Here is a 21,533-nt window from a genome sequence, read left to right as displayed (position 1 = left end):
TTTCATGTAGAAACGTAATTTTTTCCACTAGACAAGAGATATATTGATAATTAGTATCCGTTTTAGAGCTGGTGGCAATTGAAACTATAAATTGCCTGAAATGGGAATCTGGTGAAAATCCAGAACTGACGCGCAGCGGTAAAAGAGAACGAACATCTACGGTGAAAACCACACACTGCTACATCCAATGATGAGTGGGAAGTGAGATGCTAGGCGACCAATTAATATTATCATAGGTCATGCTCCTAAGTCCGAATACCTGCCAGCAAGTAAATGAACTTTCTCATTTGCTAGGACTTACGCGAACAGGATTATTAATGAACAAATCAATAATAGCGGCCGCAGTGGCATCGCTAGTTTCTGCATCACCTTTCTCTTTTGCACAATCTTCTTCTGATATCGAAACTGTCGTTGTTACGGCCAATCGTTTTGAACAGGTGGAGAGTTCGGCTCTGGCTTCAATAACGGTTATTGATAGAGAACATATAGAAGCTACGCAAGCTACCACTGCTTTAGAGTTACTGAAGAGCGTTCCTGGAATTACGGTTAATACTCTAGGGAACAAAGGCAATGCTTCTTCTATATATATCCGTGGAACGAAATCTAAGCATGCTCTAGTTTTGGTTGACGGCGTTAGAATTAATTCTCCAACGTTAGGGAGCGCATCCATTGGATTAATCCCAGCTTTTGCTATTCAGAGTATTGAGATTGTGAGAGGTCCAAGGGCTTCTGTTTATGGATCTGATGCTATTGGCGGAGTTATCGCGATAAGCACTATATCTTCAGAAGAAACCCATGAGTTGAGAGTCGGTTATGGCAGCGAAGATCATAGCCAGGTTGGTTGGCGGTCATCGGGTAATGTTTCAGAAAATACTCAAGGCTCTTTTGTAATAAACAAAGAACAAAGCGATGGTTACAAAATATATGAATTGGCCGCGGATGGCGAAGAGTTTGGCTATTCAGCCCAAACAGCATTCGGTCACATTAATCACCAACTAAATGATGAATGGTCTTTGATGTTTAGTGGATATGACAAATCGTCAGATTTCGAATACGCAGGTCAATATGACGGTTCGAAAAATCAACAAGACGATGAGTTCTATAGTTTGTCCAGTGGTGTTATATACGAAAAAGAGGATTACCTTTCTAATCTGCAGTTTTTTTTAGGTAAGAGTTCTCAGGCAACGGGTGATGCTGAAGGACAAAATGCGAAAGGAACAATAACATCTCGCCGCAATGGTGTTTCCTGGATAAATACCTATTTGGCTCTTAATAATATCGTCCTTAATGCAGGATTAGATTATTACAAAGAGAGTGCTGATAGAGGAGGTTCAAATACGGATAATTACGAAAAACTAGATAAAGAAAACAAAGCGGCATTCTTGACCTCTAGTTTTGAATTTGACCCACTAAGCGTAGAATTGAGTTTAAGACATGATGACGATAGCGTATTTGGTGGAAAGACAACTTGGAATGCGGCCGCAGGGTATCAAATCTCGAAATCACTTCAAATAGTATCCTCTATTGGTAGCGCATTTAAAGCACCCACATTTAACGACTTGTACTGGCCTGAGTCTGCTTATGATAAAGGTAACCCAAATTTAAAACCGGAAGAGTCGGAGTCAGCGGAAGTTGGCCTTCGAGGCAACTACGATGTTTTAAATTGGAGCATTACGGCATATAAAACAGAAATCGAAAACCTTATAAACTGGGCTCAAGAGAATGGAAGTGGAAAATGGACACCTTCAAATGTTGATGATGCGACAATAGAAGGTATAGAAGTCGCAATCGATTTCTATACGGGGCCAATCAACCATGAACTTGTTGCTGAATGGATGGATGCAGAAGATAAAAGTACAGGAGATGCTTTAGTTCGTATCCCTGAAAATAAATTTGCTTGGAATATGATGTATTTTTATGAAAACTTCGACCTGAGTGTGTCGGCGTTGTATACGGGAGAAAGAGCAGACAATTCTGACAAAGAGCTTGATGCTTATACTGTTGTTGATTTAGGCATAGGATATCTGGCGACGAGTTCTCTTAAATTAGGATTGCGAGTAAATAATGCTTTTGATACTGATTATGAAACAGGTTATGGGAGTAGTAGTTTCGTGACTGGCGAAGATTATTATTACAAAGGACCTGGTCGAACTGCATTTTTTACTGGTACTTATCAGTTTTAAATTGCAAAGCGGCTTTATGAAAAACCTCCAATTGTTGGACTAACTAACATTGGGGGTTTGTATGTTCAAATGCAGTGAGATATTAACAATAACAAATCCTTGCCCTTAGATAGTTGACTTTATTGTTGCCAAATAGAAACTATTAAGTAAGATCTTTCGTCTTTATCTGACTGGTTTTAACTTTGCCACAGCAAGCTAATATCCTTATCTTCGATTCTGGCGTTGGTGGATTGTCAGTTTATCAAGAAGTCTGCAAAGAACTTCCTAACGCAAACTATATCTATCTATTTGATGACAAAGGCTATCCCTACGGAGAACTTGAGCCTGACACGCTCATTGAAAGAGTGAATGGTATGGTGCGTTATGCTACTCAGCAGCATCGGGTTGACGTCATTGTTATTGCCTGTAATACGGCAAGTACAATTGTACTTCCTTCATTACGCAAATCATTTTCTATACCCGTTGTTGGTGTTGTACCGGCAATAAAGCCAGCATCTCTTATTTCAAACATTGCAGTCGGACTTATCGCTACACCTGCAACGGTAAAGCGAGAGTATACTCAAACCCTCATTAAAGATTATCTGTCTTCTGTTCCGACCAAGCTATTAGGATCGACAGAATTAGTTGATATGGCGGAGAACAAACTAAAAGGCAAACCAGTTTGTATGGAGTCTTTAACTTGTGTACTAAAGCCACTTATCGGGAAAATAGACGTAGCAGTTTTAGGTTGTACGCATTTTCCTTTGCTTAGAAATGAAATAAAACAGGTATTAGGGAATAAGGTTCGTATTATTGACTCAGGAGCGGCTATTGCGAGGAGGGTAGTTTCGTTAATTGAATATAATCATGATATGAAGAGCAAGCGAGAAATGGTTGCTTACAATAGTGCTTCTTCCAAAATAGAAGAAGCACTATATATAACGTTCAAAAAACTTGGTTTTGAAACTATTGAGACGATTCCGACTCCGGATGTTTAGGATCATTGGCGATACGTACTTTCAAAGTACGTTGCATATAATCATGATCATTTAATCCAGAAATAACATTATCAACATCACTACTGCCAACCACAACAAAACCAAAGCCGCGTCGTTTACCAGTTCGTTTGTCTTTCATTAGGCGTACGGCAAATACTTCGCCATGTTCAGAAAATACTTGACGAACATTAGTTTCGTTCGCTTTGTATGGAAGGTTACCAACATACAGTGTTGTTGTAGATGGTTTATCTTTTGGTGTTGTGGAAGAAGAAGTAGTAGAACAAGAAAGGTTAAGGATAAATGCTGATGCAACTACACCAATTACAAAAGATATAGCGGGAGAAACTGCTAATTGAGAAAAGATAGCAGCGCCAAGTACAGCGAGAGCGATTATTAAAAAGATAAATTTTTTAGAGTTCATATTTGAATACAACGTCTAGTAGATAAAAAAAATGGGATATATAGCTAACAAATATAGCTTCCTGAATACTACGGGTAACTCTGCTTAATTTCCAACCTATTGATGTGACTCTGCTCAAATGTTGAAATTTTATCCAATAAATATCTGTTTGATCGTTTTTTAAGCAAGCAGAAAAATAAATCAAAAAAGATCTTGCCAGAAAAAAAAACCTCCCTATAATGCGCCCTCACCAACACGGAGTACAGCAACAAAAAGTACAGTGAAAAATGGTGATGAGAAAAGGATCCAAAAAGATCTTGACTCATTAGAATGGAAGCGTAGAATACGCATCCCTAACTGATTGGAACTGATAAAGATTCAATGGTTAGAACGCTCTTTAACAATTTAAACCTATATCAATCTGTGTGGGCACTCGTTGATGACAATCGAAGATGATTCTCTGCTTTAGGGCACGAAATCAACAACGGTTTCAATGAACTGAGTGACCTAATTTGATGCTTATTTTGTTTTTACTTTTTTAAAAGTGAAAGCGAATTAACTTCGAACACAGTTATTTAAATATCACTCTGTTCCTTTTTATAGGAAGAGAAGGATAGAACTTTAAAGAACACTTTACTATTTAACCTTCGGTTATCTAAAGTAAAAGGCAATTTAAAGTCAGTATTCATTGAGCCAAAAAGAACTTAAATTGAAGAGTTTGATCATGGCTCAGATTGAACGCTGGCGGCAGGCTTAACACATGCAAGTCGAGCGGAAACGATGTTAACAATCCTTCGGGAGCGTTAATAGGCGTCGAGCGGCGGACGGGTGAGTAATGCTTAGGAATTTGCCCAGTTGAGGGGGATAACTATTGGAAACGATAGCTAATACCGCATACGCCCTACGGGGGAAAGGAGGGGACCTTCGGGCCTTCCGCGATTGGATAAGCCTAAGTGAGATTAGCTAGTTGGTGGGGTAATGGCTCACCAAGGCGACGATCTCTAGCTGGTCTGAGAGGATGATCAGCCACACTGGAACTGAGACACGGTCCAGACTCCTACGGGAGGCAGCAGTGGGGAATATTGCACAATGGGCGAAAGCCTGATGCAGCCATGCCGCGTGTATGAAGAAGGCCTTCGGGTTGTAAAGTACTTTCAGTAGTGAGGAAGGCAGTAAGTTTAATACGCTTATTGTTTGACGTTAGCTACAGAAGAAGCACCGGCTAACTCCGTGCCAGCAGCCGCGGTAATACGGAGGGTGCGAGCGTTAATCGGAATTACTGGGCGTAAAGCGCATGCAGGTGGTTTGTTAAGTCAGATGTGAAAGCCCGGGGCTCAACCCCGGAAGGTCATTTGAAACTGGCAAACTAGAGTACTGTAGAGGGGGGTAGAATTTCAGGTGTAGCGGTGAAATGCGTAGAGATCTGAAGGAATACCAGTGGCGAAGGCGGCCCCCTGGACAGATACTGACACTCAGATGCGAAAGCGTGGGGAGCAAACAGGATTAGATACCCTGGTAGTCCACGCCGTAAACGATGTCTACTTGAAGGTTGTGGCCTTGAGCCGTGGCTTTCGGAGCTAACGCGTTAAGTAGACCGCCTGGGGAGTACGGTCGCAAGATTAAAACTCAAATGAATTGACGGGGGCCCGCACAAGCGGTGGAGCATGTGGTTTAATTCGATGCAACGCGAAGAACCTTACCTACTCTTGACATCCAGAGAAGCCAGTGGAGACACAGGTGTGCCTTCGGGAGCTCTGAGACAGGTGCTGCATGGCTGTCGTCAGCTCGTGTTGTGAAATGTTGGGTTAAGTCCCGCAACGAGCGCAACCCTTATCCTTAATTGCCAGCGAGTTATGTCGGGAACTTTGGGGAGACTGCCGGTGATAAACCGGAGGAAGGTGGGGACGACGTCAAGTCATCATGGCCCTTACGAGTAGGGCTACACACGTGCTACAATGGCGCATACAGAGGGCAGCCAACTAGCAATAGTGAGCGAATCCCAAAAAGTGCGTCGTAGTCCGGATTGGAGTCTGCAACTCGACTCCATGAAGTCGGAATCGCTAGTAATCGTAGATCAGAATGCTACGGTGAATACGTTCCCGGGCCTTGTACACACCGCCCGTCACACCATGGGAGTGGGCTGCAAAAGAAGTAGGTAGTTTAACCTTCGGGGGGACGCTTACCACTTTGTGGTTCATGACTGGGGTGAAGTCGTAACAAGGTAGCCCTAGGGGAACCTGGGGCTGGATCACCTCCTTAAACGATGATTGCTCATGATGAGTGTCCACACAGATTGAAATAGGTTTAGAAAAGCAAAGAGATGATAACTCAGAAATATCTTCTGTTATTGCATCATGATTTTTCTTAGTTCAACTAAGAGAAAGCATAAAGCAAGAATGGGTCTGTAGCTCAGCTGGTTAGAGCGCTCGCCTGATAAGCGGGAGGTCGGTGGTTCAAGTCCACTCAGACCCACCAAACTCTCCTTTATACTGCGTTAAATTGTTCGTCGTGTATTTACATACACTTCCTTGCAATTTGCCTTGTCTAAAAAGAGTTAACTTTATTAGATTTCATGAGTTGTCAAAAAAAACACCCAACTGATGGGGTTATAGCTCAGCTGGGAGAGCGCCTGCCTTGCACGCAGGAGGTCTGCGGTTCGATCCCGCATAGCTCCACCATCTTTAAGTGTTTTTACTCTGCATAGAGAAAAGAATATTTAAAAATGGTTTTGGCTTATTTTTATAAGTATGAAATCTTTGCTCTTTAACAATTTGGAAAGCTGACTGATAAATAATTGATTATTATTTATCAAAATAAAAGTTCTCAAATCCTAAGTCTTTTAGATTTAGGTACTTGTTGTCACTTCGGTGATAACAAACCAACACACATTCAAGTGTTCTTGGAAACAGCTAACTTCGGTTAACTGTTTAATATTTGAGTCCGGCAAAATCGAAAATGTTGTCTCGCTCATTCAAATAATGAGGCAACGATAGAAACCTTGGTTGCTATTACAATAACAATTCGTTGTTATTTCGCGTAAGCGAAACCCTTTGGGGTTGTATGGTTAAGTGACTAAGCGTACACGGTGGATGCCTTGGCAGTCAGAGGCGATGAAGGACGTATTAACTTGCGATAAGCGTAGATAAGGCAGTAAAAGCCACTTGAGTCTACGATTTCCGAATGGGGAAACCCACTAGCATAAGCTAGTATTATTAACTGAATACATAGGTTAATAAGGCAAACCCGGGGAACTGAAACATCTAAGTACCCGGAGGAGTAGAAATCAACCGAGATTCCGAAAGTAGCGGCGAGCGAAATTGGATTAGCCCTTAAGCTTTTAATGATGCAGGTGAAGATTCTGGAAAGTATCGCGATACAAGGTGATAGCCCTGTAACCGACACGTCATTTTAAGTGAAAACGAGTAAGGCGGGACACGTGATATCCTGTTTGAATATGGGGGGACCATCCTCCAAGGCTAAATACTACTGACTGACCGATAGTGAACCAGTACCGTGAGGGAAAGGCGAAAAGAACCCCTGTGAGGGGAGTGAAATAGAACCTGAAACCGTGTACGTACAAGCAGTAGGAGCAGGCATTGCGTCCTGTGACTGCGTACCTTTTGTATAATGGGTCAGCGACTTATATTTAGTAGCAAGGTTAACCGTATAGGGGAGCCGTAGGGAAACCGAGTCTTAACTGGGCGTCGAGTTGCTAGGTATAGACCCGAAACCAGGTGATCTAGCCATGGGCAGGTTGAAGGTTGAGTAACATCAACTGGAGGACCGAACCGACTAATGTTGAAAAATTAGCGGATGACTTGTGGCTAGGGGTGAAAGGCCAATCAAACCTGGAGATAGCTGGTTCTCCCCGAAAGCTATTTAGGTAGCGCCTCGGACGAATACTACTGGGGGTAGAGCACTGTTAAGGCTAGGGGGTCATCCCGACTTACCAACCCTTTGCAAACTCCGAATACCAGTAAGTAATATCCGGGAGACACACGGCGGGTGCTAACGTCCGTCGTGGAGAGGGAAACAACCCAGACCGCCAGCTAAGGTCCCAAAGTATAGCTAAGTGGGAAACGATGTGGGAAGGCTCAGACAGCCAGGATGTTGGCTTAGAAGCAGCCATCATTTAAAGAAAGCGTAATAGCTCACTGGTCGAGTCGGCCTGCGCGGAAGATGTAACGGGGCTAAGCTATACACCGAAGCTGCGGCAACATAATTTATTATGTTGGGTAGGGGAGCGTTCTGTAAGCCGTTGAAGGTGGACTGTAAGGTCTGCTGGAGGTATCAGAAGTGCGAATGCTGACATGAGTAACGATAATGGGAGTGAAAAACTCCCACGCCGGAAGACCAAGGGTTCCTGTCCAACGTTAATCGGGGCAGGGTAAGTCGACCCCTAAGGCGAGGCCGAAAGGCGTAGTCGATGGGAAACGGGTTAATATTCCCGTACTTCTTATAATTGCGATGGGGGGACGGAGAAGGCTAGGTGAGCCTGGCGATGGTAGTCCAGGTTCAAGGGTGTAGGCTAATTTCTTAGGTAAATCCGGGAAATTGTTAGGCTGAGACCCGATGTCGAGTCACTACGGTGATGAAGTCATTGATGCCATGCTTCCAGGAAAAGCCTCTAAGCTTCAGATTATAAGAAATCGTACCCCAAACCGACACAGGTGGTCGGGTAGAGAATACCAAGGCGCTTGAGAGAACTCGGGTGAAGGAACTAGGCAAAATGGTACCGTAACTTCGGGAGAAGGTACGCTCTTGACGGTGAAATCCCTTGCGGATGGAGCTATCGGGAGTCGCAGATACCAGGTGGCTGCAACTGTTTATTAAAAACACAGCACTGTGCAAAATCGTAAGATGACGTATACGGTGTGACGCCTGCCCGGTGCCGGAAGGTTAATTGATGGGGTTAGTCTTCGGACGAAGCTCTTGATCGAAGCCCCGGTAAACGGCGGCCGTAACTATAACGGTCCTAAGGTAGCGAAATTCCTTGTCGGGTAAGTTCCGACCTGCACGAATGGCGTAATGATGGCCACGCTGTCTCCACCCGAGACTCAGTGAAATTGAAATCGCTGTGAAGATGCAGTGTACCCGCGGCTAGACGGAAAGACCCCGTGAACCTTTACTACAGCTTGGCACTGAACATTGACCCTACATGTGTAGGATAGGTGGGAGACTTTGAAACTTCGTCGCTAGATGGAGTGGAGTCGACCTTGAAATACCACCCTTGTATGCTTGATGTTCTAACGTAGGCCCCTTATCGGGGTTGCGGACAGTGCCTGGTGGGTAGTTTGACTGGGGCGGTCTCCTCCCAAAGAGTAACGGAGGAGCACGAAGGTGGGCTAAACACGGTTGGACATCGTGTGGTTAGTGCAATGGCATAAGCCCGCTTGACTGCGAGAATGACAATTCGAGCAGGTGCGAAAGCAGGTCATAGTGATCCGGTGGTTCTGAATGGAAGGGCCATCGCTCAACGGATAAAAGGTACTCCGGGGATAACAGGCTGATACCGCCCAAGAGTTCATATCGACGGCGGTGTTTGGCACCTCGATGTCGGCTCATCACATCCTGGGGCTGAAGTCGGTCCCAAGGGTATGGCTGTTCGCCATTTAAAGTGGTACGCGAGCTGGGTTTAGAACGTCGTGAGACAGTTCGGTCCCTATCTGCCGTGGGCGTTGGAAGATTGAAAGGGGCTGCTCCTAGTACGAGAGGACCGGAGTGGACGAACCACTGGTGTTCGGGTTGTCATGCCAATGGCATTGCCCGGTAGCTAAGTTCGGAATCGATAAGCGCTGAAAGCATCTAAGCGCGAAGCGAGCCTTGAGATGAGTCTTCCCTGGCACTTTACGTGTCCTAAAGGGTTGTTCGAGACTAGAACGTTGATAGGCAGGGTGTGTAAGCGTTGTGAGGCGTTGAGCTAACCTGTACTAATTGCCCGTGAGGCTTAACCATACAACACCCAAGGGGTTTTGTGGACTCAATGTAAGAACATTGAATGTGTGTGAACTTTTATTTAGGTCAGTAATCCAGATTATTAAAGTTTTCTAAGTTATTAGGAAGCTTTACCAAATTTGCTTGGCGACCATAGCGTTGTGGACCCACCTGATTCCATGCCGAACTCAGAAGTGAAACGCAATAGCGCCGATGGTAGTGTGGGGTCTCCCCATGTGAGAGTAGGACATCGCCAGGCTTTAATATCGTTTTATCTTTTTTAGGAAAGATAAGGCAAGACTAGATAAAGCGCACAAGTAAGACTTTATGTAGGATGACTATGATTGCCCGTATTACATACGGGCATTTATTTCGCTCAAAGTTGAGTGAAGTCAAGATACCGTTTTTAATGAATAGATTGAAAATTGTATCTTGACTTTACAGTCAGGACGCGTAGAATACGCATCCCTAACTGATTGAAACTGATAAAGATTCAATGGTTAGAACGCTCTTTAACAATTTAAACCTATATCAATCTGTGTGGGCACTCGTTGATGACAATCGAAGATGATTCTCTGCCTTAGGGCACGAAATCAACAACGGTTTCAATGAACTGAGTGACCTAATTTGATGCTTTCGGGTATCGAACACAGTTATTTAAATATCACTCTGTTGGAGTGATAGAACTTTAAAGAACACTTTACTATTTAACCTTCGGTTATCTAAAGTAAAAGGCAATTTAAAGTCAGTATTCATTGAGCCAAAAAGAACTTAAATTGAAGAGTTTGATCATGGCTCAGATTGAACGCTGGCGGCAGGCTTAACACATGCAAGTCGAGCGGAAACGATGTTAACAATCCTTCGGGAGCGTTAATAGGCGTCGAGCGGCGGACGGGTGAGTAATGCTTAGGAATTTGCCCAGTTGAGGGGGATAACTATTGGAAACGATAGCTAATACCGCATACGCCCTACGGGGGAAAGGAGGGGACCTTCGGGCCTTCCGCGATTGGATAAGCCTAAGTGAGATTAGCTAGTTGGTGGGGTAATGGCTCACCAAGGCGACGATCTCTAGCTGGTCTGAGAGGATGATCAGCCACACTGGAACTGAGACACGGTCCAGACTCCTACGGGAGGCAGCAGTGGGGAATATTGCACAATGGGCGAAAGCCTGATGCAGCCATGCCGCGTGTATGAAGAAGGCCTTCGGGTTGTAAAGTACTTTCAGTAGTGAGGAAGGCAGTAAGTTTAATACGCTTATTGTTTGACGTTAGCTACAGAAGAAGCACCGGCTAACTCCGTGCCAGCAGCCGCGGTAATACGGAGGGTGCGAGCGTTAATCGGAATTACTGGGCGTAAAGCGCATGCAGGTGGTTTGTTAAGTCAGATGTGAAAGCCCGGGGCTCAACCCCGGAAGGTCATTTGAAACTGGCAAACTAGAGTACTGTAGAGGGGGGTAGAATTTCAGGTGTAGCGGTGAAATGCGTAGAGATCTGAAGGAATACCAGTGGCGAAGGCGGCCCCCTGGACAGATACTGACACTCAGATGCGAAAGCGTGGGGAGCAAACAGGATTAGATACCCTGGTAGTCCACGCCGTAAACGATGTCTACTTGAAGGTTGTGGCCTTGAGCCGTGGCTTTCGGAGCTAACGCGTTAAGTAGACCGCCTGGGGAGTACGGTCGCAAGATTAAAACTCAAATGAATTGACGGGGGCCCGCACAAGCGGTGGAGCATGTGGTTTAATTCGATGCAACGCGAAGAACCTTACCTACTCTTGACATCCAGAGAAGCCAGTGGAGACACAGGTGTGCCTTCGGGAGCTCTGAGACAGGTGCTGCATGGCTGTCGTCAGCTCGTGTTGTGAAATGTTGGGTTAAGTCCCGCAACGAGCGCAACCCTTATCCTTAATTGCCAGCGAGTTATGTCGGGAACTTTGGGGAGACTGCCGGTGATAAACCGGAGGAAGGTGGGGACGACGTCAAGTCATCATGGCCCTTACGAGTAGGGCTACACACGTGCTACAATGGCGCATACAGAGGGCAGCCAACTAGCAATAGTGAGCGAATCCCAAAAAGTGCGTCGTAGTCCGGATTGGAGTCTGCAACTCGACTCCATGAAGTCGGAATCGCTAGTAATCGTAGATCAGAATGCTACGGTGAATACGTTCCCGGGCCTTGTACACACCGCCCGTCACACCATGGGAGTGGGCTGCAAAAGAAGTAGGTAGTTTAACCTTCGGGGGGACGCTTACCACTTTGTGGTTCATGACTGGGGTGAAGTCGTAACAAGGTAGCCCTAGGGGAACCTGGGGCTGGATCACCTCCTTAAACGATGATTGCTCATGATGAGTGTTCACACAGATTGAAATAGGTTTAGAAAGTAAAGAGAGTATTTGTACCTGCTTAACTGCGGGTATAAGTGTGAAAGTGCCCAACACTTTTATGCACCTGTGTCCCGTTCGTCTAGAGGCCTAGGACACCGCCCTTTCACGGCGGTAACAGGGGTTCGACTCCCCTACGGGATACCATTGGGTCGTTAGCTCAGCTGGTAGAGCAGTTGACTTTTAATCAATTGGTCGCAGGTTCGAATCCTGCACGACCCACCATTCTTTCCCACGAAGGAATTAAAATCGTTTCGTTTTCACTTTGAAAAGTGAAAGCAAACAATGTGGGCGATTAGCTCAGTTGGGAGAGCACCTCCCTTACAAGGAGGGGGTCACTGGTTCGAGCCCAGTATCGCCCACCATTCTCTAAGTATTTTTGGTGTCATATCCAAACCAATGGTTATTAATTATTGGTTTATTGTGGTCTCTGAAAGTCTTTAGAAAATGTGATTAACTTATTTTAATAAGAATAGAACATTTTGCTCTTTAACAATTTGGAAAGCTGACTGATAAATAATTGATTATTATTTATCAAAATAAAAGTTCTCAAATCCTAAATCTTTTAGATTTAGGTACTTGTTGTCACTTCGGTGATAACAAACCAACACACATTCAAGTGTTCTTGGAAACAGCTAACTTCGGTTAACTGTTTAATATTTGAGTCCGGCAAAATCGAAAATGTTGTCTCGCTCATTCAAATAATGAGGCAACGATAGAAACCTTGGTTGCTATTACAATAACAATTCGTTGTTATTTCGCGTAAGCGAAACCCTTTGGGGTTGTATGGTTAAGTGACTAAGCGTACACGGTGGATGCCTTGGCAGTCAGAGGCGATGAAGGACGTATTAACTTGCGATAAGCGTAGATAAGGCAGTAAAAGCCACTTGAGTCTACGATTTCCGAATGGGGAAACCCACTAGCATAAGCTAGTATTATTAACTGAATACATAGGTTAATAAGGCAAACCCGGGGAACTGAAACATCTAAGTACCCGGAGGAGTAGAAATCAACCGAGATTCCGAAAGTAGCGGCGAGCGAAATTGGATTAGCCCTTAAGCTTTTAATGATGCAGGTGAAGATTCTGGAAAGTATCGCGATACAAGGTGATAGCCCTGTAACCGACACGTCATTTTAAGTGAAAACGAGTAAGGCGGGACACGTGATATCCTGTTTGAATATGGGGGGACCATCCTCCAAGGCTAAATACTACTGACTGACCGATAGTGAACCAGTACCGTGAGGGAAAGGCGAAAAGAACCCCTGTGAGGGGAGTGAAATAGAACCTGAAACCGTGTACGTACAAGCAGTAGGAGCAGGCATTGCGTCCTGTGACTGCGTACCTTTTGTATAATGGGTCAGCGACTTATATTTAGTAGCAAGGTTAACCGTATAGGGGAGCCGTAGGGAAACCGAGTCTTAACTGGGCGTCGAGTTGCTAGGTATAGACCCGAAACCAGGTGATCTAGCCATGGGCAGGTTGAAGGTTGAGTAACATCAACTGGAGGACCGAACCGACTAATGTTGAAAAATTAGCGGATGACTTGTGGCTAGGGGTGAAAGGCCAATCAAACCTGGAGATAGCTGGTTCTCCCCGAAAGCTATTTAGGTAGCGCCTCGGACGAATACTACTGGGGGTAGAGCACTGTTAAGGCTAGGGGGTCATCCCGACTTACCAACCCTTTGCAAACTCCGAATACCAGTAAGTAATATCCGGGAGACACACGGCGGGTGCTAACGTCCGTCGTGGAGAGGGAAACAACCCAGACCGCCAGCTAAGGTCCCAAAGTATAGCTAAGTGGGAAACGATGTGGGAAGGCTCAGACAGCCAGGATGTTGGCTTAGAAGCAGCCATCATTTAAAGAAAGCGTAATAGCTCACTGGTCGAGTCGGCCTGCGCGGAAGATGTAACGGGGCTAAGCTATACACCGAAGCTGCGGCAACATAATTTATTATGTTGGGTAGGGGAGCGTTCTGTAAGCCGTTGAAGGTGGACTGTAAGGTCTGCTGGAGGTATCAGAAGTGCGAATGCTGACATGAGTAACGATAATGGGAGTGAAAAACTCCCACGCCGGAAGACCAAGGGTTCCTGTCCAACGTTAATCGGGGCAGGGTAAGTCGACCCCTAAGGCGAGGCCGAAAGGCGTAGTCGATGGGAAACGGGTTAATATTCCCGTACTTCTTATAATTGCGATGGGGGGACGGAGAAGGCTAGGTGAGCCTGGCGATGGTAGTCCAGGTTCAAGGGTGTAGGCTAATTTCTTAGGTAAATCCGGGAAATTGTTAGGCTGAGACCCGATGTCGAGTCACTACGGTGATGAAGTCATTGATGCCATGCTTCCAGGAAAAGCCTCTAAGCTTCAGATTATAAGAAATCGTACCCCAAACCGACACAGGTGGTCGGGTAGAGAATACCAAGGCGCTTGAGAGAACTCGGGTGAAGGAACTAGGCAAAATGGTACCGTAACTTCGGGAGAAGGTACGCTCTTGACGGTGAAATCCCTTGCGGATGGAGCTATCGGGAGTCGCAGATACCAGGTGGCTGCAACTGTTTATTAAAAACACAGCACTGTGCAAAATCGTAAGATGACGTATACGGTGTGACGCCTGCCCGGTGCCGGAAGGTTAATTGATGGGGTTAGTCTTCGGACGAAGCTCTTGATCGAAGCCCCGGTAAACGGCGGCCGTAACTATAACGGTCCTAAGGTAGCGAAATTCCTTGTCGGGTAAGTTCCGACCTGCACGAATGGCGTAATGATGGCCACGCTGTCTCCACCCGAGACTCAGTGAAATTGAAATCGCTGTGAAGATGCAGTGTACCCGCGGCTAGACGGAAAGACCCCGTGAACCTTTACTACAGCTTGGCACTGAACATTGACCCTACATGTGTAGGATAGGTGGGAGACTTTGAAACTTCGTCGCTAGATGGAGTGGAGTCGACCTTGAAATACCACCCTTGTATGCTTGATGTTCTAACGTAGGCCCCTTATCGGGGTTGCGGACAGTGCCTGGTGGGTAGTTTGACTGGGGCGGTCTCCTCCCAAAGAGTAACGGAGGAGCACGAAGGTGGGCTAAACACGGTTGGACATCGTGTGGTTAGTGCAATGGCATAAGCCCGCTTGACTGCGAGAATGACAATTCGAGCAGGTGCGAAAGCAGGTCATAGTGATCCGGTGGTTCTGAATGGAAGGGCCATCGCTCAACGGATAAAAGGTACTCCGGGGATAACAGGCTGATACCGCCCAAGAGTTCATATCGACGGCGGTGTTTGGCACCTCGATGTCGGCTCATCACATCCTGGGGCTGAAGTCGGTCCCAAGGGTATGGCTGTTCGCCATTTAAAGTGGTACGCGAGCTGGGTTTAGAACGTCGTGAGACAGTTCGGTCCCTATCTGCCGTGGGCGTTGGAAGATTGAAAGGGGCTGCTCCTAGTACGAGAGGACCGGAGTGGACGAACCACTGGTGTTCGGGTTGTCATGCCAATGGCATTGCCCGGTAGCTAAGTTCGGAATCGATAAGCGCTGAAAGCATCTAAGCGCGAAGCGAGCCTTGAGATGAGTCTTCCCTGGCACTTTACGTGTCCTAAAGGGTTGTTCGAGACTAGAACGTTGATAGGCAGGGTGTGTAAGCGTTGTGAGGCGTTGAGCTAACCTGTACTAATTGCCCGTGAGGCTTAACCATACAACACCCAAGGGGTTTTGTGGACTCAATGTAAGAACATTGAATGTGTGTGAACTTTTATTTAGGTCAGTAATCCAGATTATTAAAGTTTTCTAAGTTATTAGGAAGCTTTACCAAATTTGCTTGGCGACCATAGCGTTGTGGACCCACCTGATTCCATGCCGAACTCAGAAGTGAAACGCAATAGCGCCGATGGTAGTGTGGGGTCTCCCCATGTGAGAGTAGGACATCGCCAGGCTTTAATATCGTTTTATCTTTTTTAGGAAAGATAAGGCAAAAACAATCAAAGCTAAGTTTTATAAGACTTCGATTGTCGTAAGAATACCATGTGGAGTGGTAGTTCAGTTGGTTAGAATACCGGCCTGTCACGCCGGGGGTCGCGGGTTCGAGTCCCGTCCACTCCGCCAGTTCTTACAAGAAAAGTTCAGAAGCCTCAGCAGAAATGCTGAGGCTTTTTTGCGTTTATAGAAGAAAGGAATACCCTGTGGTGTGGCCGCTCAGTTGGTTGCTTTTTGTGAAGAATCAGGGGGAGTGATGGAGTAGTCATAAGGTTTAAATGGAGCCGACATTAATGCGCAAGGAAATTCATTACTATGGGCTCAAGGATGCCTTGAACTTGGTAAAAACTTGTAGCTTATTAGTAGAAAAGCCCACAAGGAACAGTTGCCGGGATGATGAGTGTTTTATGAGGTAAAAATCCCTCAGCATCGTTCGGACACGGGTGTTTCTTGTGAACTGATAGTATTAGGTGGGGATACCTAATACCATTCCGGAAAATTAACTGGTCAGGTCTATCCAGCTTCTAGAACACATTTCCGTGACTCTCTTTGAGCTTTCTAAAAAGCCATTCCATGCGGTGCATATTTGAGAAACTATATCGTCATAGTGCTCAAAACTTTGGTTGGCGAGGTAATGTTGTCGTAGCCAACTCCAAACTTGCTCGATAGGATTCAACTCCGGGGAATATGGTGGAAGTTTGATGATACTGACATTATCGAATTGGTTAACGATATCTTCGGTATGCCATCCTGCACCATCCATTATCACCACTGCATGACGCCCAATTTGGGTCATTTCAGATATCTGTTTCAAGTGTTCAATCATAATATCTTTATTGACCCAAGGGACGACCATTGCCTCACCTATACCTCTTGCGGGACAAACGGAACCAAACAGATAGGCGTATTCAAATTGCTGTTGTTTCACAACTCGAGGCCGAGTTCCTCGTTCTGCCCAAAGTCGTGTTGTCGTGTTTTGCTGGCCGAATCTGGCTTCATCCTGAAACCAAACATCAACGTGCTCAAGCCTTATGTGACCAGGGATCTTGAGGATCGTTTCAATTTTGAATTTTTTTAAAATCGTCCTGAGCTTGTGGCGATTGTTTAGGGTGTTTTGAGCGTGACGTTATCCAAGAAAAGCCCATATGCTCGAGCAGATAGTAGATGGAGTTTGGGTGATAGTGCTTATCGAAATTATTAATTATGTAAGCGTGTATATCACTGCCAGTCAGTCGACCACCTGATGAGTTTTCAGCTTCTGTTTTGATGTATTGGCTGAGTTGCTCACGTTGAGCCAGAGTCAAAAATGCTGGTCTTCCAGTTCGTGGTTTTTCTTGGAAACCATCGATACCTTTTTCTAGAAAGATTTGAACCCATTTATTCACGCTGGTTCTACTCACTTTAAGAGATTTTGCAATTTGGGTTCTAGAAGCTCCGTCTTTGAAGTGTGCCAAGGCCAAAAAACGCATTTTCATCTGCATAGATTTTTGCTGACTAGCAAGCTTTTTGAAGTCGATATTATTGAGGCTTTTCATAGTGATAATAAGTTTGTTTCAGGTAGCCTCAATTAGATCATATTTTTACTTTAATTGGTATAATAGAGAGCCTAGTGAAGGCTCTCTATTAAAATCTATAGAATCTTTTTAAGTACCCTGTCAGCTTTAACTCGTGTCACTTTCCTAATGAGCTTTTGAACCTCCATTGGATAAGTATCAAGTTTTTCTAATTGCTTGTAGCTGCCGATCAAATCAGCATGTTTTAGAATATTTTGAAATTCTGCTTCAAATTTTTCTGTTAAAAGATGATGCTTGTCCTGAATCAACAGTGCGTTTTCCAGATCGAGACTCCAAGCTCTTGGATTGAGATTATTCCCGGTCAATAGCATCTGGGTTTTATCAACCCAAATCCCTTTTAGGTGGTAGCTATTTTTGTCATGCTTCCAAAGCTGTATAGATAGTTTTCTACTTGCCATATTTGCTTCGTTAGTTTTCGCGAATCGCCTAAGGTTCATCTCATACAGATAGGGTAAGCCTGCGATTGTTTTAAACGTTTCTTCTGGCGGGATATAAAAATCATTCGCTGTTTTGTCACCGATGACTATAGTAACTTTTACGCCACGCTTGAGTGCTTTCTTAACTTCTTTCGCAACACTTTTAGGAAAGTTGAAATAAGGCGTACATATCAATACTTCTTCTTTAGCAGATGCAATGAGCTGGTTTACCCTTAGATTTAGCCTATTACGACGCTTCCCTATGCCGACTAAGGGTGTAATGGCAACCTGATCACTATTTACAGCTTCATTCTGAAATTGATATCTAGATTGTGCAAGGGTAGAGCGGAATTGTCTAATTGCTAATTTAATGTCTTTTGTCTTGGGTTTATCGTCGCTACAGAGTTTATTTACTGCTGGATGAGACAGCATGTCATCTTGAATAAAGGTGACCATCGAATTCGCTAAAGACTGATTCCTGATAACGTGGTATCGGTCAAAGCGATACCTATCATTAAAATTGAGGTAAATGTTGTTGAGGCTAGCACCACTGTATATGACTGTGTCATCAATGATGAAACCTTTTAGATGTAAAACCCCAAATACTTCTCTTCCACGGACAGGGACGCCGTAGACAGGGACTTTCTGTTCATACTTGTCCGAAAATTCTTTGTAAAAACTAGCATTTCCCTCAGATTGCTCAGCACCAATTAATCCTCTCTGCGCTCTGTGCCAATCGACACATATAGCGATATCTAATTCAGGATTATTTTGCTTAGCTTGATAGATAGCGGTTAGCACCTCTCTACCAGCGTCATCATCTTCGAGATACAGCGCCGCGATATAGATTCGCTGTTGAGCATTACGGATATGTTTTAATAAACACTCTCTAAATGCTATTGCTGTATGCAGCACGTCAAACTGCTCTGGGTCCAAAGCGATTGTTGGCATCTGTTTGAACGGATTATTTAACGCCATCATATAGTGTGAATTGCCTCAGAAATCAAAAAGTATCAGGGTCGGATTTTACCAAACGAAACCATAAAGTGGCTAATATTAACTGCATTATTTGGTAAGTGATCGTTAATGATATTGAAAGTTATTGAGATTGGACACTTCTTTCTTATCTTGTCTGTGAGAAATTTGGGTTAGATGCACTTTTAACGGCTCAAGAGTCCTTCGAGTAAGACATAGAATAGGATTATACAGAAAATCGCATAGGGATGAGATCTTTGCCACTTTGACAATAGCGCATGAACAACGGTTTGAGCGATGCTGGTAAATGTTCAATTTTTAACGGTTCAAATCCGTGTTGATGGTAAAAAGGTTGTAAATTAGCATAGGCGAAACAGTAGTCGGCTGAGTTTAGTGTCTCATTAATACAGTGCTTCATCATGAGATGCGCTATACCCATTTTACGATATTCAGGAATAACTAACATCCCTGTAAGCAAACGACATTCGTCTATAGTTCTAAGACGTACGACACCACAAAGATCGGATTGACAGTAAGCAACGTATATCAATTCATCACGCTTTGCTTTTCCTGATTTGTAATGCTTCTTATACAACTTCTGCACAAGAGGTATCAATAACGGGTCTAGCTTTTTTATATCTAGTCGATTCATTCAAAACTGCGCTTATTGAGCCAATAGGGTAGAATATTATTATTACTAGTTTATCTCCGAATGCCATGCAGATACATAAAAAAGCCAATCTTAAATCATTCCATACCTTCAGTGTGGACGTTACATGCGACGTACTGGTTATTGTCGAGTCCCAAGAAGACCTCCTTTTTGTGTATCAAAATAGAGAATGGAATGGGTTGCCGAAACTATTGTTAGGCAAAGGAAGTAATGTCTTGTTTACCTGTCATTTCGAAGGCGTGGTTATCATTAATCGATTGTCTGGTATAGACGCGTCAGAAACAGAAAATGGTTGGAAGCTACATGTAAATGGTGGAGAAGACTGGCCTAACCTCGTGGAGTGGTCAATTGAACAAGGGTATTATGGTCTCGAAAATCTTGCCTTAATACCTGGTTGTGCTGGCTCCGCACCTATCCAAAATATAGGAGCATATGGCGTAGAATTTAAAGATGTCTGCGAATACGTTGATGTGCTTGATCTGCACTCTTTTGAGATCACTCGATTAAACAATACCGAGTGTAAATTTGGATATAGAGACTCAATTTTTAAAAAGGAGTTATACGAAAAAGTCATCATAGTGTCTGTTGGTATTAAACTACTTAAGCAGTGGTGCCCCGTTGTAACTTACGGAAATTTAAGAGTATTACCTAAGGTTGGCTTAACAGCTAAGCGAATATTTGATGAAGTGTGTAACATGAGGTTGAGTAAATTACCCGATCCTAATGTGGTGGGGAATGCAGGTAGTTTTTTCAAAAACCCGGTGATAAGTCAGCAGAAATTTGACCAGTTATCTCTTCAATTTCCAGAACTGGTTGCTTATCCAAGTGGCGATGGTATGAAAGTCGCTGCAGGATGGTTGATCGACCAGAGTGGGCTAAAAGGGTTCCGTATTGGTGGTGCTCAAGTCCATGATGAACAAGCTCTAGTCTTGATCAATTTGGGTGATGCAACAGCCGCCAATATTATTGAACTGGCATCAAAAGTTCGCAGCAAAGTTTTAGATAAATACCAAATATCACTTGAGCATGAAGTGCGATTTTATAGTTCCACAAAAGAAACCTATTTACAAAAAATGGTTAGCGAATAGATGAAAGATCACAGTGTAAAATTAAAGATAATAAAACTTCTTTCTTTAGGAGAGTTTGTATCGGGTGAATTACTAGGGGCTGAGTTGGGTATTTCTCGGGCTGCTATTGGCAAACAGATAAAAGGTATTATGTCTTGGGGGCTCGACATTTATAGCGTTCAAGGAAAAGGCTACCGATTATCCAAACCGATTCAACTTTTAGATAAAAACACGATAGAACATTTAACATCTAAAAAAGTCGAACTCATCCCGGTGATCGAATCAACTAATCAATACCTACTCGATAACACAGAGGCGATTGAGAGTGGTTCGGTGTGTATTGCTGAATATCAATCTAATGGCCGTGGTAGGCGAGGTCGCCAGTGGGTATCTCCATTTGGTAGCAACATTTATTTGTCGATGTATTGGCGCTTGGAAGCCGGAATGGCGGCATCAGTGGGACTTAGTCTCGTTGTCGGTGTCGCGATAGTAGAAGCTTTGGAATCCATAGGAATACATGGCATCAAGCTGAAATGGCCAAATGACCTTTATTATCAAGATAAGAAATTGGCCGGTATTTTAGTTGAGATGAATGGACAAGCCGGAGGCGCTGCGAACCTAGTTATTGGGATGGGGATGAATATAGATATGCCTGAAGCAATAGAAGGTATTGATCAGCCATGGACATCGTTATCACAGGTCATTGGTGGCCAACCTAATCGGAACCTACTTGTCGCAACTCTTATCAATACCTGGAATACCACATTAGAGAATTATGAATTTGAAGGAATGAATGGGATTACTGAGAGATGGAACCGTCTAGATAACTTCATTGGACGCCCAGCTAGGTTGATTATGGGCAATAGAGAAATACAAGGGACGGTGAGAGGTATCAATGATCAAGGTGCGATACTTCTTGAAACCGAAAATGGCGTAGAGAGCTATATAGGTGGCGAAATTTCATTGAGACAATAACCAATCAACTAGCGTTTAAACGTT

General features: G+C 44.3%; 8 protein-coding genes, 6 tRNA genes, 6 rRNA genes and 1 riboswitch. Of the genes, 16 read left to right on the top strand and 4 right to left on the bottom strand.

Annotated elements, in window-relative coordinates:
• The first annotated feature begins 52 nt into the window (after positions 1–52).
• A riboswitch (cobalamin riboswitch) is annotated at positions 53–281 on the top strand.
• Between the two features lie 36 nt (positions 282–317).
• The gene (locus IUZ65_RS15960; protein ID WP_195704635.1) at positions 318–2,183 is read left to right on the top strand and encodes a TonB-dependent receptor domain-containing protein; all 1,866 of its coding nucleotides are present in this window, start codon (positions 318–320) and stop codon (positions 2,181–2,183) included.
• A gap of 170 nt (positions 2,184–2,353) precedes the next feature.
• Positions 2,354–3,160, top strand: a complete 807-nt coding sequence (gene murI, locus IUZ65_RS15955; protein WP_443083749.1) for a glutamate racemase — start codon at positions 2,354–2,356, stop codon at positions 3,158–3,160.
• On the opposite strand, the gene IUZ65_RS15950 is transcribed toward murI, so the two are convergent.
• Positions 3,129–3,581, bottom strand: a complete 453-nt coding sequence (locus IUZ65_RS15950; RefSeq protein WP_195704633.1) for an RNA recognition motif domain-containing protein — start codon at positions 3,579–3,581, stop codon at positions 3,129–3,131. The two genes, murI and IUZ65_RS15950, sit on opposite strands and share 32 nt — an antisense overlap.
• Positions 3,582–4,266: 685 nt before the next feature.
• On the opposite strand from IUZ65_RS15950, the gene IUZ65_RS15945 reads away from it, so the two are divergent.
• The 12 genes from IUZ65_RS15945 (at position 4,267) to IUZ65_RS15890 (ending at position 15,961) form a co-directional block, all read left to right on the top strand.
• A 16S ribosomal RNA gene (locus IUZ65_RS15945) occupies positions 4,267–5,819 on the top strand.
• Positions 5,820–5,958: 139 nt separating this feature from the next.
• Positions 5,959–6,035 (top strand) — tRNA-Ile (locus IUZ65_RS15940).
• A gap of 127 nt (positions 6,036–6,162) precedes the next feature.
• A tRNA-Ala gene (locus tag IUZ65_RS15935) sits at positions 6,163–6,238 on the top strand.
• Positions 6,239–6,622: 384 nt separating this feature from the next.
• Positions 6,623–9,515 (top strand): 23S ribosomal RNA (locus tag IUZ65_RS15930).
• Positions 9,516–9,637: 122 nt separating this feature from the next.
• Positions 9,638–9,753: ribosomal RNA gene (rrf, locus tag IUZ65_RS15925) — 5S ribosomal RNA — on the top strand.
• Between the two features lie 514 nt (positions 9,754–10,267).
• Positions 10,268–11,820, top strand: a 16S ribosomal RNA gene (locus IUZ65_RS15920).
• 124 nt (positions 11,821–11,944) lie between these two features.
• A tRNA-Glu gene (locus IUZ65_RS15915) sits at positions 11,945–12,020 on the top strand.
• A gap of 2 nt (positions 12,021–12,022) precedes the next feature.
• Positions 12,023–12,098, top strand: a tRNA-Lys gene (locus IUZ65_RS15910).
• A gap of 64 nt (positions 12,099–12,162) precedes the next feature.
• A tRNA-Val gene (locus IUZ65_RS15905) sits at positions 12,163–12,238 on the top strand.
• 423 nt (positions 12,239–12,661) lie between these two features.
• A 23S ribosomal RNA gene (locus IUZ65_RS15900) occupies positions 12,662–15,554 on the top strand.
• Between the two features lie 122 nt (positions 15,555–15,676).
• Positions 15,677–15,792, top strand: a 5S ribosomal RNA gene (gene rrf / locus IUZ65_RS15895).
• Together the 16S, 23S and 5S rRNA genes with 6 tRNA genes alongside form the textbook arrangement of a ribosomal RNA operon.
• A 92-nt stretch (positions 15,793–15,884) precedes the next feature.
• Positions 15,885–15,961: transfer RNA gene (locus IUZ65_RS15890), tRNA-Asp, on the top strand.
• 370 nt (positions 15,962–16,331) lie between these two features.
• Here IUZ65_RS15890 and IUZ65_RS15885 read toward each other — a convergent pair.
• The 3 genes from IUZ65_RS15885 to IUZ65_RS15875 form a co-directional block, all read right to left on the bottom strand.
• Positions 16,332–17,367, bottom strand: a protein-coding gene (locus IUZ65_RS15885) for an IS630 family transposase (protein ID WP_195704632.1) whose coding sequence is annotated in 2 segments (ribosomal slippage) — positions 16,332–16,907 and positions 16,909–17,367 — 1,035 coding nt in all. Because the reading frame shifts where the segments join, the coding sequence is not laid out codon by codon here.
• A gap of 95 nt (positions 17,368–17,462) precedes the next feature.
• On the bottom strand, positions 17,463–18,803 hold the full coding sequence (pssA, locus tag IUZ65_RS15880) for a CDP-diacylglycerol--serine O-phosphatidyltransferase (RefSeq protein ID WP_195704631.1): 1,341 nt from the start codon (positions 18,801–18,803) through the stop codon (positions 17,463–17,465).
• Positions 18,804–19,023: 220 nt separating this feature from the next.
• A complete protein-coding gene (locus IUZ65_RS15875; protein ID WP_195704630.1) occupies positions 19,024–19,449 on the bottom strand; it encodes a GNAT family N-acetyltransferase in 426 nt (141 codons plus the stop codon).
• Positions 19,450–19,514: 65 nt separating this feature from the next.
• Here IUZ65_RS15875 and murB point away from each other — a divergent pair, with 65 nt between their 5' ends.
• Positions 19,515–20,555, top strand: coding sequence for a UDP-N-acetylmuramate dehydrogenase (gene murB, locus IUZ65_RS15870; protein ID WP_195704629.1), 1,041 nt, complete (start codon positions 19,515–19,517; stop codon positions 20,553–20,555).
• Positions 20,556–21,509 (top strand): bifunctional biotin--[acetyl-CoA-carboxylase] ligase/biotin operon repressor BirA, encoded by a 954-nt coding sequence (birA, locus tag IUZ65_RS15865; RefSeq protein ID WP_195704628.1) that lies wholly within the window; start codon positions 20,556–20,558, stop codon positions 21,507–21,509.
• Positions 21,510–21,533 lie beyond the last annotated feature (24 nt).

The organism is Vibrio sp. VB16, from assembly GCF_015594925.2.
In the GTDB taxonomy this organism is placed as follows: Bacteria; Pseudomonadota; Gammaproteobacteria; order Enterobacterales; family Vibrionaceae; genus Vibrio.
This window is presented reverse-complemented; position numbering and strand designations above follow the sequence as displayed.

What these genes read in the sequence shown, in the direction of transcription:
- IUZ65_RS15950 (WP_195704633.1), bottom strand. Translation starts at nt 3,581, where the DNA reads ATGAACTCTAAAAAATTTATCTTTTTAATAATCGCTCTCGCTGTACTT.
- murB (WP_195704629.1), top strand. Translation starts at nt 19,515, where the DNA reads ATGCAGATACATAAAAAAGCCAATCTTAAATCATTCCATACCTTCAGT.
- birA (WP_195704628.1), top strand. Translation starts at nt 20,556, where the DNA reads ATGAAAGATCACAGTGTAAAATTAAAGATAATAAAACTTCTTTCTTTA.
- IUZ65_RS15875 (WP_195704630.1), bottom strand. Translation starts at nt 19,449, where the DNA reads ATGAATCGACTAGATATAAAAAAGCTAGACCCGTTATTGATACCTCTT.
- IUZ65_RS15960 (WP_195704635.1), top strand. Translation starts at nt 318, where the DNA reads ATGAACAAATCAATAATAGCGGCCGCAGTGGCATCGCTAGTTTCTGCA.
- pssA (WP_195704631.1), bottom strand. Translation starts at nt 18,803, where the DNA reads ATGATGGCGTTAAATAATCCGTTCAAACAGATGCCAACAATCGCTTTG.